Origin of the sequence: Campylobacter sp. MIT 99-7217 (assembly GCF_006864365.1) — a bacterium.
Classification (GTDB): Bacteria; Campylobacterota; Campylobacteria; order Campylobacterales; family Campylobacteraceae; genus Campylobacter_D.
In genome coordinates, this window is record NZ_QHLJ01000010.1 from 43,130 (window position 1) to 56,859 (window position 13,730).

Annotated in this window: 16 protein-coding genes and 2 pseudogenes; 14 read left to right on the forward strand and 4 right to left on the reverse strand. The window is 34.9% G+C overall.

What is annotated here, in order from left to right:
* Window positions 1-71: 71 nt before the first annotated feature.
* The 9 genes from DMB92_RS08030 to DMB92_RS08070 are packed head-to-tail and all read left to right on the forward strand — an operon-like array spanning window position 72 to window position 7,008.
* On the forward strand, window positions 72-548 hold the full coding sequence (locus DMB92_RS08030) for a DUF2603 domain-containing protein (protein ID WP_142682542.1): 477 nt from the start codon (window positions 72-74) through the stop codon (window positions 546-548).
* On the forward strand, window positions 545-1,900 hold the full coding sequence (gene hemN, locus DMB92_RS08035) for an oxygen-independent coproporphyrinogen III oxidase (protein WP_142682543.1): 1,356 nt from the start codon (window positions 545-547) through the stop codon (window positions 1,898-1,900). Before DMB92_RS08030 ends, hemN begins: the two co-directional genes overlap by 4 nt.
* Window position 1,901: 1 nt before the next feature.
* A complete protein-coding gene (locus DMB92_RS08040; RefSeq protein ID WP_142682544.1) occupies window positions 1,902-3,176 on the forward strand; it encodes a (Fe-S)-binding protein in 1,275 nt (424 codons plus the stop codon).
* Between the two features lie 54 nt (window positions 3,177-3,230).
* Window positions 3,231-3,965, forward strand: a complete 735-nt coding sequence (gene hypB, locus DMB92_RS08045) for a hydrogenase nickel incorporation protein HypB (protein WP_142682545.1) — start codon at window positions 3,231-3,233, stop codon at window positions 3,963-3,965.
* A complete protein-coding gene (locus tag DMB92_RS08050; protein WP_142682546.1) occupies window positions 3,965-4,246 on the forward strand; it encodes a HypC/HybG/HupF family hydrogenase formation chaperone in 282 nt (93 codons plus the stop codon). Before hypB ends, DMB92_RS08050 begins: the two co-directional genes overlap by 1 nt.
* On the forward strand, window positions 4,230-5,321 hold the full coding sequence (gene hypD / locus DMB92_RS08055; protein ID WP_142682547.1) for a hydrogenase formation protein HypD: 1,092 nt from the start codon (window positions 4,230-4,232) through the stop codon (window positions 5,319-5,321). Before DMB92_RS08050 ends, hypD begins: the two co-directional genes overlap by 17 nt.
* Window positions 5,318-6,304, forward strand: a complete 987-nt coding sequence (hypE, locus tag DMB92_RS08060) for a hydrogenase expression/formation protein HypE (RefSeq protein WP_142682548.1) — start codon at window positions 5,318-5,320, stop codon at window positions 6,302-6,304. The genes hypD and hypE overlap by 4 nt, the downstream gene beginning before the upstream one ends.
* An 8-nt stretch (window positions 6,305-6,312) precedes the next feature.
* Window positions 6,313-6,657: a hydrogenase maturation nickel metallochaperone HypA gene (locus tag DMB92_RS08065; protein ID WP_142682549.1), complete on the forward strand. Its 345-nt coding sequence runs from the start codon at window positions 6,313-6,315 to the stop codon at window positions 6,655-6,657.
* A gap of 12 nt (window positions 6,658-6,669) precedes the next feature.
* Entirely contained in the window at window positions 6,670-7,008 is a 339-nt protein-coding gene (locus DMB92_RS08070; protein WP_142682550.1) for a cupin domain-containing protein, read from the forward strand.
* Here the strand turns inward: DMB92_RS08070 and DMB92_RS08075 are convergent.
* Together DMB92_RS08075 and rpe are read right to left on the reverse strand one after the other, a co-directional pair.
* Window positions 6,997-7,785 (reverse strand): 3'-5' exonuclease, encoded by a 789-nt coding sequence (locus DMB92_RS08075; protein WP_142682551.1) that lies wholly within the window; start codon window positions 7,783-7,785, stop codon window positions 6,997-6,999. The genes DMB92_RS08070 and DMB92_RS08075 overlap by 12 nt on opposite strands.
* Window positions 7,782-8,429, reverse strand: a complete 648-nt coding sequence (gene rpe, locus DMB92_RS08080; RefSeq protein ID WP_142682552.1) for a ribulose-phosphate 3-epimerase — start codon at window positions 8,427-8,429, stop codon at window positions 7,782-7,784. The genes DMB92_RS08075 and rpe overlap by 4 nt, the downstream gene beginning before the upstream one ends.
* Window positions 8,430-8,560: 131 nt before the next feature.
* On the opposite strand from rpe, the gene rpmB reads away from it, so the two are divergent.
* The 4 genes and pseudogenes from rpmB to DMB92_RS09565 all read left to right on the forward strand — a co-directional run bounded on the left by rpmB (window position 8,561) and on the right by DMB92_RS09565 (window position 10,362).
* Window positions 8,561-8,752 (forward strand): 50S ribosomal protein L28, encoded by a 192-nt coding sequence (rpmB, locus tag DMB92_RS08085; protein WP_142682553.1) that lies wholly within the window; start codon window positions 8,561-8,563, stop codon window positions 8,750-8,752.
* Between the two features lie 153 nt (window positions 8,753-8,905).
* On the forward strand, window positions 8,906-9,121 hold the full coding sequence (locus tag DMB92_RS08090; RefSeq protein WP_142682554.1) for a YdcH family protein: 216 nt from the start codon (window positions 8,906-8,908) through the stop codon (window positions 9,119-9,121).
* Between the two features lie 428 nt (window positions 9,122-9,549).
* A pseudogene (locus DMB92_RS09560) lies at window positions 9,550-9,795 on the forward strand (methyl-accepting chemotaxis protein); the annotation flags it as partial.
* Between the two features lie 6 nt (window positions 9,796-9,801).
* Window positions 9,802-10,362 (forward strand): CZB domain-containing protein, encoded by a 561-nt coding sequence (locus DMB92_RS09565; RefSeq protein WP_409513406.1) that lies wholly within the window; start codon window positions 9,802-9,804, stop codon window positions 10,360-10,362.
* Here DMB92_RS09565 and DMB92_RS08100 read toward each other — a convergent pair whose 3' ends face one another.
* Window positions 10,363-10,956 (reverse strand): NUDIX domain-containing protein, encoded by a 594-nt coding sequence (locus DMB92_RS08100; protein WP_142682556.1) that lies wholly within the window; start codon window positions 10,954-10,956, stop codon window positions 10,363-10,365.
* 43 nt (window positions 10,957-10,999) lie between these two features.
* Window positions 11,000-12,393, reverse strand: a pseudogene (locus tag DMB92_RS08105) (cation:dicarboxylate symporter family transporter).
* 195 nt (window positions 12,394-12,588) lie between these two features.
* On the opposite strand from DMB92_RS08105, the gene DMB92_RS08110 reads away from it, so the two are divergent.
* Window positions 12,589-13,410, forward strand: a complete 822-nt coding sequence (locus DMB92_RS08110; RefSeq protein WP_142682557.1) for a YihY/virulence factor BrkB family protein — start codon at window positions 12,589-12,591, stop codon at window positions 13,408-13,410.
* Window positions 13,411-13,730 lie beyond the last annotated feature (320 nt).

The following is a 13,730-nucleotide window of genomic DNA, read 5'->3' on the forward strand; positions in this document are numbered from 1 at the left end:
TTATTAGTAAAATAAGCTTAAATTTTAAGGCAAAAATTGATAAAATGAAAGATTATTTTTAAGGAAAATTGATGAAAGAGCTTGAAAAAAAAGACTCCTGTCTTGAAAAAATCGATAAATTTAGAAAAAGTTTAGGTATCAAAAAAGCCGATCAAACCGTGCTAGAAATCACTAAAACAAACAACGAAAATGAAAAAACTTTAAGCTTAAAAAGCGGACATTGGCAAGCTCCTGAGCCTTGGTTCGTCGTTGATGAAGAAGATAAAATCCACACGATGATTTCTCTTCAAAGTCTTAAAAATATGCTCGAGGGCTTGAAAGATTTACAAAAAGAAAATTTTGAACTTAAGCTTGAAAAGGCTATTTATCAGCAAATTCCTATTGATTTTAACGATGTTTGGGTTGTGGCTATGGACGAGATCAAAAAGCAAGCAAAACAAGGACTTGTAGAGGTTAATATCAATCTTGAGCAGCTCATTTCAAAGATCAAAGAACAGCACCCAAATTTGTTTATGGATATGCAAAGTTTGGCTAAGGTCGTGCAATGAGAGATTACAAAGCCTTTGTAAAATACTCCAAAGCAGGTCCAAGATACACCTCATATCCTACGGCTGTGGAGTTTAGCTATAAATTTAGCTATGAAAAATATCTTGAAATTTTAAGAGAGCAAACTCAGGATTTATCGCTTTATTTTCATTTGCCTTTTTGTCGCTCGGCTTGTTATTTTTGTGGTTGCAATGTGATTTATACGGCAAAAGAAGAAAGCAAAGAGCGTTATTTGGGCTATATTTTTAAAGAACTTGAGCTTTTAAAAGATAAGACAAATACGCAAAGAAAAGTCGTTCAAATGCATTTTGGTGGCGGAACGCCTACTTTTTTCAGTGCTAAACAGCTTGAAAGCTTGATTTTAAAGATTAAAAGTATTTTTGTAAATTTTGATAAGGAAGCTGAGATAAGTTGCGAGATCGATCCGCGTTTTTTAAACGAGGAACAAGCTGAAGTTTTGACAAGGCAGGGTTTTAACCGCATTAGCTTTGGGGTGCAAGATTTTGATGAAAAGGTGCAAAAAGAAATTCATAGAATTCAGCCCTTTGAGCTTACGCAAAATGCCGTTAAAATGGTGCGTCAAAGAGGGATAAACTCTGTAAATATGGATCTTATTTATGGACTTCCTTTTCAAAGTCTTGAAAGCTTTAAAAACACCTTACAAAAGGCTTTGCTTATAAATCCTGATCGCTTTGCGATTTTTAATTACGCTCATGTTCCTTGGCTTAAAAAAAACATGCGTAAATTTGATGAAACCACCCTGCCAAGCCCTGATGTGAAGCTTCAAATTTTAGAGTTTTGCGAGCAGTTTTTGACTGAAAATGGCTATAAAATGATAGGTATGGATCATTTTGCAAAGCCTGAGGACGAGCTTTTTAAAGCACTTGAAAATGGGACTTTGCATAGAAATTTTCAAGGTTATACCACTAAAGGTGGAGCGGATTTGATAGGAGTAGGGCTTACGAGCATAGGCGAGGGGCAAGCTCATTATGCGCAAAATTTCAAGGATATGCCAAGCTATGAAAAAATGATTGATGAGGGGCATTTGCCTTTTGAAAGAGGTGTTTTGCTAAGCGAAGATGATAGGATCAGAAAAGCTGTCATTATGGACTTGATGGCAAATTTTGCCTTAGATATAAAAAAGATAGAAGATGAATTTAAGATTAGTTTCAAAGAGTATTTTAAGCAAGATTTGGTGGCTTTAGATGAGTATAAGGATTTTTTAAGTTTAGATGAAAAGCATATAAAAGTGAATGAAACAGGCGTTTTGCTGATAAGAAATATCGCTATGTGCTTTGATGCTTATCTTAAAAATATCAGCGAAGATAAGAAAGTCTTTTCTAAAACGGTGTGAAATGCTCCTAGATACAAGCAAATTTTATGAAAGCTGTGTTAAATGTGGCAAGTGCATTCCAAATTGCACTATACATAAGATTAATGCTGATGAAACAACTAGCCCACGCGGTTTTTTGGATCTAATCTCAGCCGTAAATAGCCACGAACTAAGCCTTGATCAAAACGCTAAAAAGATTTTTGAATCCTGTTTTTTATGCACAAACTGCGTTGAGGCTTGTCCTTCTCATATTAGAGTTGATAGTGCGATCGAGGCTGTTCGTTTTGAAATTGCTCATAAATTTGGCATTGCATGGTATAAAAGGCTTGCTTTTTACCTTTTAAGCAAGCGAAAGGTGCTTGATTTTATCGCTCGTTTAGGCTTTGTTTTTCAAAGCTGTGCTTTTAAAATTCAAGATCAAGAAAATCAAAATTCAGGCATGAGAGCGAAATTTTCCCTACCTTTGATCAAAAAGGGAAGATTTTTAGCAAGCCTTAGCAAAAAAAGCTTTTTGAGTGAAAATCCTGAATTTATCGACAATGGCGGAAGTAAAAGTATAGGCTTTTTTGTGGGCTGTTTGTCAAATTATTCTTACACAGACACGGCAAAAGCGGTGCTTAAGATCGCAAAAGAGCTAAGGCTTAATGTGGATTTGATGAAGGATCAGGTTTGTTGTGGAGCGCCTCAGTATTTTACGGGCGATTTTAAGAGGGTTGAGGATTTGGCTAAGAAAAATATCGCGTATTTTGAAAAAAAGCTTGAAAATTTAGAAGCTATTATCGTGCCTGAGGCTACTTGTTCGGCGATGTTAAATGTTGATTATGAGCATTTTTTCAAGCTTCAAAAAGATGAGCTTTGGGCAAAAAGAGCCAAGAAAGTAGCGAGTAAAATTTATCTTGCGACAAAGTATTTTCATGATTTTACCCCGCTTAAAGAACTGCTTGAAAAAAGGGATAAAAATGAGCTTTTGATCACTTATCATGATCCTTGTCATGCACGAAAAATGCAAGGCGTTTTTAAAGAACCGCGTGCCCTTTTAAATGCGAATTTCAAACTAATAGAGCTTAGCGAGCAAAATACTTGCTGTGGCTTTGGTGGCGTGAGTATGCAGCTTGAAAATTACGAAAAGTCCTTGAAAGTAGGGCTTTTAAAGGCAAAAGATATAGAAAAAACTAAGGCAAGCGTTGTGAGTGCTGAATGTTCAGCTTGTAGAATGCAAATTTCAAATGCCTTAGAGCAAAATGGCACAAAGGCCGTGTTTAAAAGCCCGCTTGAGCTTATTGCCTCAAGTTTATAAAGTTGTTTTTAATCATTTTAAAGTTACAATGTATCCAAAAATAAAGGAGCTAAGATGTGTAAAGATTGCGGTTGTTCCCTAAATTCGCATGAACATTCTCACGAACACACACATGATCACCCTATCTTAAATGAAAGCAAAAGCGTTGAAGTGATCAGTAAAATTTTAAGTAAAAACGACGAGGAGGCTTGGCACAATAAGGCTCATTTTGATGAAGCTGGCGTGCTTTGTATCAACCTCATGAGTTCACCAGGAAGTGGCAAAACCACGCTTTTAGAAAGCACCATAAAAGCCTTAAAAGATGAGTTTAAATTTGCGGTGATTGAGGGCGATTTAGAAACTGAAAATGACGCTTTAAGAGTGCAAAAAGCAGGTGCAAAAGCCTTTCAAATCACCACAGGGCAAAGCTGTCATTTAGATGCTTTCATGGTGCATAAGGCTTTGCATCATTTGGATTTAAAGGATAGTGATTTTTTGTTTATTGAAAATGTGGGGAATTTGGTTTGTCCTGCAAGCTATGATTTGGGCGAGCATTTAAATGTCGTGCTACTTAGCGTAACAGAAGGCGATGATAAGCCGGCAAAATATCCTGTGATGTTTAAAAAGGCTGATTTGGTGATCATTTCAAAGGCTGATTTAGCACCTTTGTTTGACTTTGATATACAAAAGGCTAAGGCTGAGTGCAAGAAGCTTAATCCAAAAGCAGATTTTTTGGTTCTTGATGCAAAAAATGGCACAAATTTAAACACTTGGTTTGAGTATTTGAAGCTTAAAAAGGAGATGAATTAATGTGTCTTTCAATCCCTTCTAAAATTCTAGAAATTGATGAGTTTAACAATGCCTTAGTTGAAACCTTGGGCGTAAAAAGAAAAGTAAGCCTTGATCTTGTCCCAGAAGCTTGTGAAATAGGTGATTTTGTGCTTATACATGTAGGCGTTGCCATGGAAAAGATCGACAAAGATTTTGCCAAAGAAAGCATTAAAACTTACCAAGAAATCGTTTCAAAAATGCAAAATGGCGAAATTTCAGCAGATGAAGGAGATCTAGGTCTTAATGAATTTCATCGATGAATTTAGAGATAAAAATACGATTTTAGCCTTTAATGAACTGATCAAAAAAGAGCTTAAAGCACCCATAAATATCATGGAAATTTGCGGAGGGCATACGCATAGCATTATGAAATATGCCCTACCTAGCATTTTGCCAAAGGGTATAAATTTCGTGCATGGTCCAGGCTGTCCTGTGTGTGTCATGCCACGCAAGCGTATAGATATGGCGATCAAGCTTGCAGCCATGCCAAACACCATTTTTTGCACGCTGGGCGATCTTTTAAGAGTTCCTGGAAGTAAATTTTCTTTGCTTGAGCTTCGTGCTAAGGGCTGTGATGTAAGGGCTTTGTATTCTCCACTAGAAGTGCTTAAAATCGCTGAGCAAAATCAAGATAAAAATATCATTTTCTTTGCCATAGGCTTTGAAACGACAACGCCAATGACAGCGTTACTTTTAGAAAAGGTCATCAATTTAGGGCTTGAAAATGTCTTTTTTCATATCAATCACATCACCGTTCCAGCTCCAATCCATGCTATTATGAATGATGAAAATGTCAAAATCGACGCCTTTTTAGGTCCTTCTCATGTAAGCGTTATCACAGGCTGGGGGATTTACGAGGACATTGCTAGGCTTTATAAAACGCCCATTGCTGTAAGTGGTTTTGAGCCTGTTGATATCATGCAAAGTGTTTTAAACATCGTGCGTCAAAAAAATGAGGGCAAATTTGAGGTTTTCAACCAGTATCAAAGAGCGGTAAGCAAGGAGGGAAATCTCAAAGCACAGGAGCTTGTAAAGTGTTATTTTGATGAATGTGATTTTGAATTTAGAGGGCTTGGCGAGATTAAAAAAAGTGGGCTTAGGCTAAAAGATGAGTTTGCAAGATATAACGCTGAGCTTAAATTTGACTGCGAAGTGGAAAGCAAAAACGAAAGCAAGGCTTGTATTTGCGGACAAATTTTAAGGGGTGTAGCAAAGCCTTATGATTGCAAGGTTTTTGGCAAGGCTTGCACTCCAAAAACGCCTATTGGAAGTTGCATGGTTTCAGGCGAGGGAGCTTGCGCGGCGTATTATAAATACTCAAAGGTAAATGAATGAAAGAAATTAGCTTAGCTCATGGAGGCGGTGGCGAGGAAATGAATGAGCTTGTAAGCTTTATTTTTAAGCTTTTTGATAATGAAATTTTAAACCAGGCAAATGATAGTGCCTTGCTTGAAAACTTAGGCTCAAATTTAGCCATCAGCACGGATAATTTCACCCTAAGTCCGCTTTTTTTGAACGAGGAAGTAAATATCGGAAAACTTTGCGTTTGTGGCTCGGTAAATGATGTTTTGATGGTCGGAGCAAAGCCTTTGTATCTTAGTTTAGGTCTTATTATCGAGGAGGGTTTAGAGTTTGCAAAGCTTGAGCAAATTTTAAAAAGCATTAAAAAAGAGTGTGATAAGGCAGGCGTCAAGGTAGTTTGTGGCGATACTAAGGTCGTTCCTAAGGGCAAGGGCGATTTGCTTTATATCAACACCACCTGCCTTGGCGAAGTGCTTTGCAAAAAAGAAACAAAAAACATAAAAGAAGGGCTTAGCCTCTTGCTTTCAGGCGATATTGGTAGGCATGGTGGGGCTGTTTTGGTGCAAAGAAATGAACTTGAGGCTGATATAAAAAGTGATTGCAAAAGCCTTACGGGAGAGGTTTTAGCCCTGCTTGAAGCAAAGATAAGGGTGGTTTGTATGCGTGATGCAACGCGTGGTGGGCTTAGTGCGGTTTTAAACGAATGGGCTAGGCAAAGTGGCTTTGATATCTTAGTTTATGAGGAAAAAATTGCCATTCAAGATGAAGTTATGGGGATTTGTGAGCTTTTTGGTTATGAAGCGTATGAGCTTGCAAATGAAGGTACTTTTGTGCTTTGCGTTGAAAAAGAAGATGAGCAAAAAGCCCTTGAAATTTTAAGAAAATTTAACCCAAACGCAAATATAATCGGCGAGGTCTTAAAGGAAAAAAAAGCACGCGTCATCTTGCAAAATGCTTTTGGAGCAAAAAGATTTTTAGAAGCTCCAAAAGGCGAGCTTTTGCCTCGAATTTGCTAGGATTTTAAATGCACGAGCTTAGTATAGTAGAAGCCTTGATCACGCTTTGCGAGGAAAATGCCTTAAACAACAATGCTAGAAGCGTGCAAGAAATTTATGTGAAAATTGGGCGTTTAAGTGGGGTTGAAACCGATCTTTTTCAAAGATGTTTTGAAACCTTTAAAGAAAATTCAAAGCTTTGCAAAAATTCTAAGCTTTTTTTAGAGCTTGCCCCGCTTGAAATTTTATGCCTTGATTGTGATAAAAAAAGCGTTTTAAAAGAAAATGTTTTCGAGTGCTCGCATTGTAAAAGCACGCATTATAAGATCGTTAGTGGCGAGGATTTAACGCTTATGCGTTTAGTTATGGATTAAAGGAGTTTAAAAATGCAAGTTATTTCATGGAAAAATGAAAATTTCACACAAAAAGATATCAGTATAAATGTCTTAGCACAAAATCATTCCAGCAAGGAAATTCAAATCATTATGCCAAAAGATAGCATTATGAAAGAGCATATCGCCCCTTATGATATCAGTGTTCAGCTTTTACAAGGTGAGCTTGAATTTGTTGTAAAAGATGAGAAGTTTTTACTCAAAGAGCTTGATATGATTTGTCTTGAAGCAAAGATTCCGCATTCTTTAAAAGCACTTCAAGATAGCATAGTGCGTTTAAGTTTGGCAAAAAGCGATGATGTTGCTAGGGTGAGCAAGGTTTTAAAGCTTTGATTGTTGTGCTTGGGCAAGTTTTGATTTAAGTGTTGCACTTTTACTAAAGCCTATCAGTTCTTCTGTAGTTTTTATGTGTCTTGGCAGTTTTGAAAGGCAGTATTTTAAAATTTCACTTGCTGCTAGAGCATCGCTTAAGGCTCTGTGATGAGGGGTATTGATATTTAAAATTTCTTTCAAGCTATCAAGTCCGTATCTTTCTGATAAGATGATTCTGCGAGCAAGCTCTATGGTGCAAAGCTTTTTGTTTAAAAGTATGCCAAAATCACAAGCACTTAAAGAGCTTGATATAAAATTATAGTCAAAATTTACATTATGAGCTACGAAAATACTATCTTTAAGGAAGATTCTAAATTCATTAAGCACGCTAGCAAGGCTTGGAGCGTTTTTTAGCATGGTGAGATTTATACCTGTAAGCTCTTCGATATTTGGCGGTATATCAGTAGCTTTTATAAGGCTTTGAAAGCGGGCGATCTCTTTTGAGTTTTGAATTTTAACAGCACCAATTTCTATGATCTGCCCACTTCTAATGCTTCCACTTGTTTCTATATCCACTACGCAAAAAATTTCTTCTTTGATCTTGGTTGTTCTTGTCTTTAAAGAAATTTCATTATTAGCATTAAGGAAAATTCCAAGTCCTAAAAGCTCCAACATATCAAGATCAAAATCCATAAATTCAAGTTCTTCGATCTTAGAAATTTCTTCTTTGAGCCAATTATAAGGCTTACTTTCTTTGCCAAGCTTAGCGATTAGCTCATCAATTTGTTGTCTGCTCAAAATTCAAGCTTTAAAGATGAAATGGCTGTTTTATAGTCTTTTGAGGAAAAAATATAGCTTCCAGCTACTAAAATATCAGCTCCAGCTTCTTCTAAATTTGAAGCATTAAGTCCATTTACTCCCCCATCAACCTCGATAAAAACCTTTGCATTTTTTTTATCTATAAGCTCTCTTAATTCGCTAATTTTTTCATACACCAAGGGTAAAAACTCCTGTCCGCCAAAACCCGGATTCACGCTCATTAAAAGGACTAAATCCACATAATCAATCAAATGTTTCATCATACTTATAGGTGTATGCGGATTAAGCACTATGCCAGCATTAACACCTTGTTTTTTAATGTGTTCGCAAAGTCTTATGGGGTGATTTTCTGCTTCTATATGAAAGCTGATAAATTTTGGCTTTAAGGGTAAAAACATATCAACAAAAGAGCTTACATTTTGAACCATCAAATGCACATCTAAAGGGGTATTTGAAATTTTTTGTATGTTTTTTATGACACAAGGACCAAAGGTTAAATTTGGGACAAAATGTCCGTCCATAACATCAATATGAAGCAAATCAGCCCCAGCTTCGCACACAGCTTTTACATCTTCTTCAAGTTTTAAAAAATTTGCCGATAAAAGACTTGGTGCTACATACATTTTCATTACCTTAAAGTGATTAAAATTAGGAATTTTACACTTTAAAGTATAAAAAAAATATAAATATTTGAAATTTTTAAGTTTTTTTTTGTTAGAATACGCTGAAAATTAATAAAATTTAAGGAAGAAAAATGTCAAGAACTTGTCAAATCACAGGAAAAAGACCAATGGTGGGCAACAATGTTTCTCATGCTAATAATAAAACAAAAAGACGCTTTTTGCCAAATTTAAGAACTATCCGTGTTTCTTTAGAAGATGGCACTACAAGAAAGATCAAGGTTGCAGCTTCTACTTTAAGAACTCTTAGAAAAAATTCTAAATAATTTTTAAGGGATTATTAATTCCTTAAAATCCCTTTACACTTACTCTTAGACGATATTTTGTTTATTTTATATTAAATATTTCTTGTTTTTACTTGCAAAAATGTAACATTTTAGATATAATCTCTCACAATAACAAGTTTAAAAGGAGCTTTTATGTGGCATGAGTATAGAGAGTTGATGACCGAACTTAAGGGTAAAGATGGAAGATTTGATAGTTTGTTTGAAAAACACAATGAACTTGATGATAAGATCAAAGACGCTGAAGAGGGAAGAATTTTTTTAGATAGCATGGAAATTTCACAGCTGAAGAAAGAAAAATTGCGTATCAAAGAAGAATTAGGCGTGTATTTGGCAAATTATAAAAAATAGCATAAAGGATAAGAATGTTTGGTTTAGGTAAAAATTCTGCAAGTTCAGCAAATAATACATCTGCAGAAATTCAAAAACTCCAAGCTCAGATTCAGCAGCTTAGGATAGAAAATTCTCAGCTAAAAGAACAACTTGAAGCCTCAAATAAAAATGGAGCTGAAGATACTTTACACAATAAATTACTTAGTGTCATGCTTTCGGGTGCTTTGGAAGGTATAGCTGTTGTGCAAGGAGATATGCTTGCAAATGTCAATAAGGCTGAGGTAATCTCAACTTCTTCTAATTCATCTTTAGAGGTTATGGAAAATCTTGATGAGATTACAAATTCCATAAATGATTCTTTGGGAAATATCATAGAATCTACTAATAAATCACGCGATACAGCTGGGACACTGCACAGAAGCGTTGATGAGATCACTAATGTTATTAATTTAATTAAAGATGTTTCTGATCAGACTAATCTTTTAGCCTTAAATGCTGCTATTGAAGCTGCCCGTGCAGGGGAGCATGGACGAGGATTTGCTGTTGTTGCCGATGAGGTTCGAAAGCTTGCTGAAAAAACTCAAAAAGCAACAGCTGAGGTTGAAATGAATATCAATTTGCTTAAGCAAAATGCAAATGAAATGTTTGCTCAAAGCGAACAGGTAGAAAAAGTTTCAATGGATTCAAATGATCATATTATGCAGTTTTCTGACAAGTTTCGTCAGCTTAAAGATCAAGCAGCAGAAAATAATATCAATGCGACAAATATTGTTTCAGAAGCCTTTGTGTCCTTGGTAAAACTTGATCATGTTATTTTTAAACTCAATGGCTATAAAGAAATTTTTGCCCATTCAGGCAATAAACTTAGTGATCATTTTTCTTGCAGACTTGGTAAATGGGTTGTAGGAGATGGTAAGGCTCGTTTTGGTCATAATGTTATGTTTCCACAGATCAATGAGCCACACGCAAGAGTTCATGAGTGCATAAATAGTGCTATTGAACTTGCTAAGCAAGATGCTCTTGCTCATGCAGATGCGATTATTGAAAAATGTACCTATGCTGAGCAAGGTTCTGTTAAACTCTTTGGGATATTTAAGGATATGATTGAAATTGCTCAAAAAGAAACAAGTGGCAATATTAGATCTAGCAAGGTAGAAGCAAATAAAGCACCGCAAAAAGATGAAAAAGTAGAAGAAAAAGCTCCACAAGAAACAGATTCTACTTCTGTGCAAGATCCTCAAGAAGAAGAAAAGAAATGATCAAAGCCCATATTTTTGGGCTTTAAATTTCATAAACCATAGGTAAGAAAAGTCAAGTGTTGTTGATCGAATGATTTTTTCTTTAAAATTTTCAAATTCATGAACTTTTACAAAAACACTTTCTATCTCCTCATCATCTATTCCACCTCCTTTGCTTATCTTATCATCTTCATCTATCTCGGCAAAATACAGGCTTTGCTTACTCGTGCCAGAGCCAAAACCAGAGTAAAAATCAGAAATTTTTTCTATAGACTTTGGCATATATCCAAGCTCTTCAACGCATTCTTCCTTAGCTATATCTTCAAGACTTAAATTTTTATCCACAAGACCAGAACAAAGTTCTATGCTATATCCAAGCTCATTTTTATCAAGCTTTATATTGTTTCTTTTTTGATAATCATACAAAGGAATTCGAAACTGACGCACAAAAACGAAGCTTTGTTTAGTTTTGTGATATAAAAGTATAGCTACGCTATCCATAGATTCAATGAAATCCCAAGTGTATTCTTTGCCGTTTTTTTCGTATTTGTAGTGTTTTAGCTTTATAAATTTAGAGCTTGTAAATTTTTCCTCTCTTAATGTTTTTAAGTCCATATTTTACCTTTTTATTTAATTTGAGTTTTTAAATTAATTTAACTTACATTACCCTAAATTCATTAGGATGATCAAGTGCGTAGCGAAATTTTGTCATATCCACCTTTTTATCCCATATGCTTACTATCACGCAAGCAACAGCATTTCCGCAAAGATTTCCAACGCTTCTCATTTCGCTTAAAAATTTATCAATACCCAAAATCGCAGCCACAGTTACAGCAGGTATGATGCTTGTTCCATCAGCACTTGTAAGAGCTGAAAGTGTCCCAGCCAAAACGATAAATCCACTTCCGGTAACACCAACAGCACCCTTTGATGAAATCATTAAAATAACAATCAGCGTGATTGTTTGTTCCAAGCTTATAGGTATGTCAAAGGCTTGAGCAAGGAAAATAACTGCTAAGCTTAGATAAATATTTGTCGCATCAAGATTAAAACTATATCCTGTTGGGATGATAAGACCCACACTTGCTTTTTGAATGCCTGCTTTTTCAAGCTTTCTCATAAGTGGTGCGAGTGCGGTTTCACTGCTTGAAGTAGCAAAGACGACTAAAACCTCTCTGTAAATAAAACGCATAAATTTAAAAATGTTTATCTTTGCTACCGCACAAACCGAACCTAATATAATAAAAATAAAAGCAAGAACGGCTAAAGCCATAGTGATTAAAAGCATAGCCATACCACCTATAGAAGCAAAACCAAATTTAGCTATCAAAAACGCCATAGCTCCAAAGGTCGCAAGTGGGCTATACCAAATGAGTATGGTTAAGACCTTAAAGAAAGTTTCTTGCATACTTTCAAAATAATGAAGTGCTTTTTCTTTGAAACTTGGTTTCATAAAAGAGATTAAAATCGCTAAAGCTAAAGCCATAACTAAAACTTGCAAGGTTTTGCCCTCAACAAAAGGACTTATAGGGTCGTGTGGAATGGCACTGATTAGGATATGATAAATTTCTGCACCAGCTGTTTGCGGAACTGAACTTGCCTTTTCTATATAGCCTGAAACGCTGGCACTATCAAGGTTAGCTGCGTTTAAATGCATATTGGCTCCCGGCTGTAAAAGTTCTCCAAATAAAACGCCAATAATTAAAGCAAAAGTGCTTATTACTTCAAAATAAATCAAGGTCTTAAGCCTAAACTCCCTAAAGTTTTAAGATCCTCTAAACGAATAATACCTGTGATGATGGTTAAAAAGATAATAGGACCCATAAGAAGCTTCAAGCCCTTGATAAAAGGATCTATGGTGTATTTTTTAGAGGCTACGGAAAAATCATGAAAAAACTGAACCACCGAAGAGCTTGAATTTGGATCATAAAAACTTCCAATAGAACCAAAAATAATCCCCAAAAATAGCCCAATAAAAACCCAAAATACAAGACTTTTTCCAAGCTTTCTTGCTATAGGATTCTTATAGGTATAAACATCTGCTGTATTCATAAACAAGACCTTTTAAATTTTTGTGTTTATTGTATTGTAACTTTTTGTAAATTAAATTTTCTTTTATTTTTGAAAAATGTTTTTAAATTTATTGTAAATTTTTACTTTTTTACACTCTTAAAAACTCATATAGTATGATTTAAGTAAGTTTTGATATAATTTTGCTTTAAAATTGATGAGTAAAGGAATAATGCTGTGTCTCAAATTTGGCGGTTTATTAAGGAGTTGCGAGATAAGGAACTTTTTATTTATTCGGCAGCTTTAAGTTTTTATACTATGCTTTCTTTGATACCGATTTTATTTGTGTGCTTTTCTATCTTTACCCAAATTCCAAGTTTTAAGGTGTATTATACAAAGATCAAGGGTTTGATTTTTAACTTCTTGATCCCAGCACAACAAGATCTTATCTCTACTTATCTTGATACCTTTTTAAAAAATAGCGTAAATTTAGGTATAGTTGGGCTTGTGGCTACCGCTTTTACAACCTTAGCCTTTTTTTCAAGCTATGATTTTGTGGTTAATCGTATCACAAAAAATGAACCCAAAACCCTTTGGCAAAGTATAAGCACGCATTGGACCTTGATAACGCTCACTCCTTTAGGGCTTGGGCTTAGTTTTTATATATCAAACTATATTCAAAAGACCTTAGATGATTTTGAGGTGGGATTTAACTTTTTTGAAATTTTGCCCTTTGTTATCATTTGGGCTTTGTTTTTTGTCTCGTTTTCTAGCTCTTCTGCAAAATCAAAGCTTAAAATTCTAGCTCTTACTTCTTTTGGAAGTTCGATGATATGGTATATCAGTAAAAATATTTTTGTGTATTATGTCGTGTATAATAAAACTTATACAAATATCTATGGCTCTTTTTCTACACTTTTGTTTTTCTTTGTGTGGATTTATATTTCTTGGGTGATTTATCTTTATGGCTTGAAGTTTTGTCATCTTTTAAGCAATACTCAAGATGATGAAGTAAAACCAAGAAAGCTTACAACTAAAAAGTCTAGGAAAATACACTGATTTTATTATTTTCTACTCTTATTTTCTTCATTTCTCAATGAATGCATTTGTGTATATAAATTTAAAGATAATTTAAGTATCATAAGCTTATAATTCTATCTTAGTTTTTATAATTTTTATCAAAATAAAAGGAGTTTCATGGATATTCAAAAGAAAATTTGTTTTTCTATCGTTCTTTCTTCTTTGCTTTTTGCAGAAACAAATACTACGATAGAAAATGGGGGGGGGGGGCTTCAACTTATAAGCTTGATGCTTCTGTTGTAAATGCAAATGCCTTTGCTTATCAATCAGGACAAGAAATAAACTCCCAAACTTTAAAA

What these genes read in the sequence shown, in the direction of transcription:
- DMB92_RS08030 (WP_142682542.1), top strand. Translation starts at nt 72, where the DNA reads ATGAAAGAGCTTGAAAAAAAAGACTCCTGTCTTGAAAAAATCGATAAA.
- hemN (WP_142682543.1), top strand. Translation starts at nt 545, where the DNA reads ATGAGAGATTACAAAGCCTTTGTAAAATACTCCAAAGCAGGTCCAAGA.
- DMB92_RS08040 (WP_142682544.1), top strand. Translation starts at nt 1,902, where the DNA reads ATGCTCCTAGATACAAGCAAATTTTATGAAAGCTGTGTTAAATGTGGC.
- hypB (WP_142682545.1), top strand. Translation starts at nt 3,231, where the DNA reads ATGTGTAAAGATTGCGGTTGTTCCCTAAATTCGCATGAACATTCTCAC.
- DMB92_RS08050 (WP_142682546.1), top strand. Translation starts at nt 3,965, where the DNA reads ATGTGTCTTTCAATCCCTTCTAAAATTCTAGAAATTGATGAGTTTAAC.
- hypD (WP_142682547.1), top strand. Translation starts at nt 4,230, where the DNA reads ATGAATTTCATCGATGAATTTAGAGATAAAAATACGATTTTAGCCTTT.
- hypE (WP_142682548.1), top strand. Translation starts at nt 5,318, where the DNA reads ATGAAAGAAATTAGCTTAGCTCATGGAGGCGGTGGCGAGGAAATGAAT.
- DMB92_RS08065 (WP_142682549.1), top strand. Translation starts at nt 6,313, where the DNA reads ATGCACGAGCTTAGTATAGTAGAAGCCTTGATCACGCTTTGCGAGGAA.
- DMB92_RS08070 (WP_142682550.1), top strand. Translation starts at nt 6,670, where the DNA reads ATGCAAGTTATTTCATGGAAAAATGAAAATTTCACACAAAAAGATATC.
- rpe (WP_142682552.1), bottom strand. Translation starts at nt 8,429, where the DNA reads ATGTATGTAGCACCAAGTCTTTTATCGGCAAATTTTTTAAAACTTGAA.
- rpmB (WP_142682553.1), top strand. Translation starts at nt 8,561, where the DNA reads ATGTCAAGAACTTGTCAAATCACAGGAAAAAGACCAATGGTGGGCAAC.
- DMB92_RS08090 (WP_142682554.1), top strand. Translation starts at nt 8,906, where the DNA reads ATGTGGCATGAGTATAGAGAGTTGATGACCGAACTTAAGGGTAAAGAT.
- DMB92_RS09565 (WP_409513406.1), top strand. Translation starts at nt 9,802, where the DNA reads ATGCAGTTTTCTGACAAGTTTCGTCAGCTTAAAGATCAAGCAGCAGAA.
- DMB92_RS08100 (WP_142682556.1), bottom strand. Translation starts at nt 10,956, where the DNA reads ATGGACTTAAAAACATTAAGAGAGGAAAAATTTACAAGCTCTAAATTT.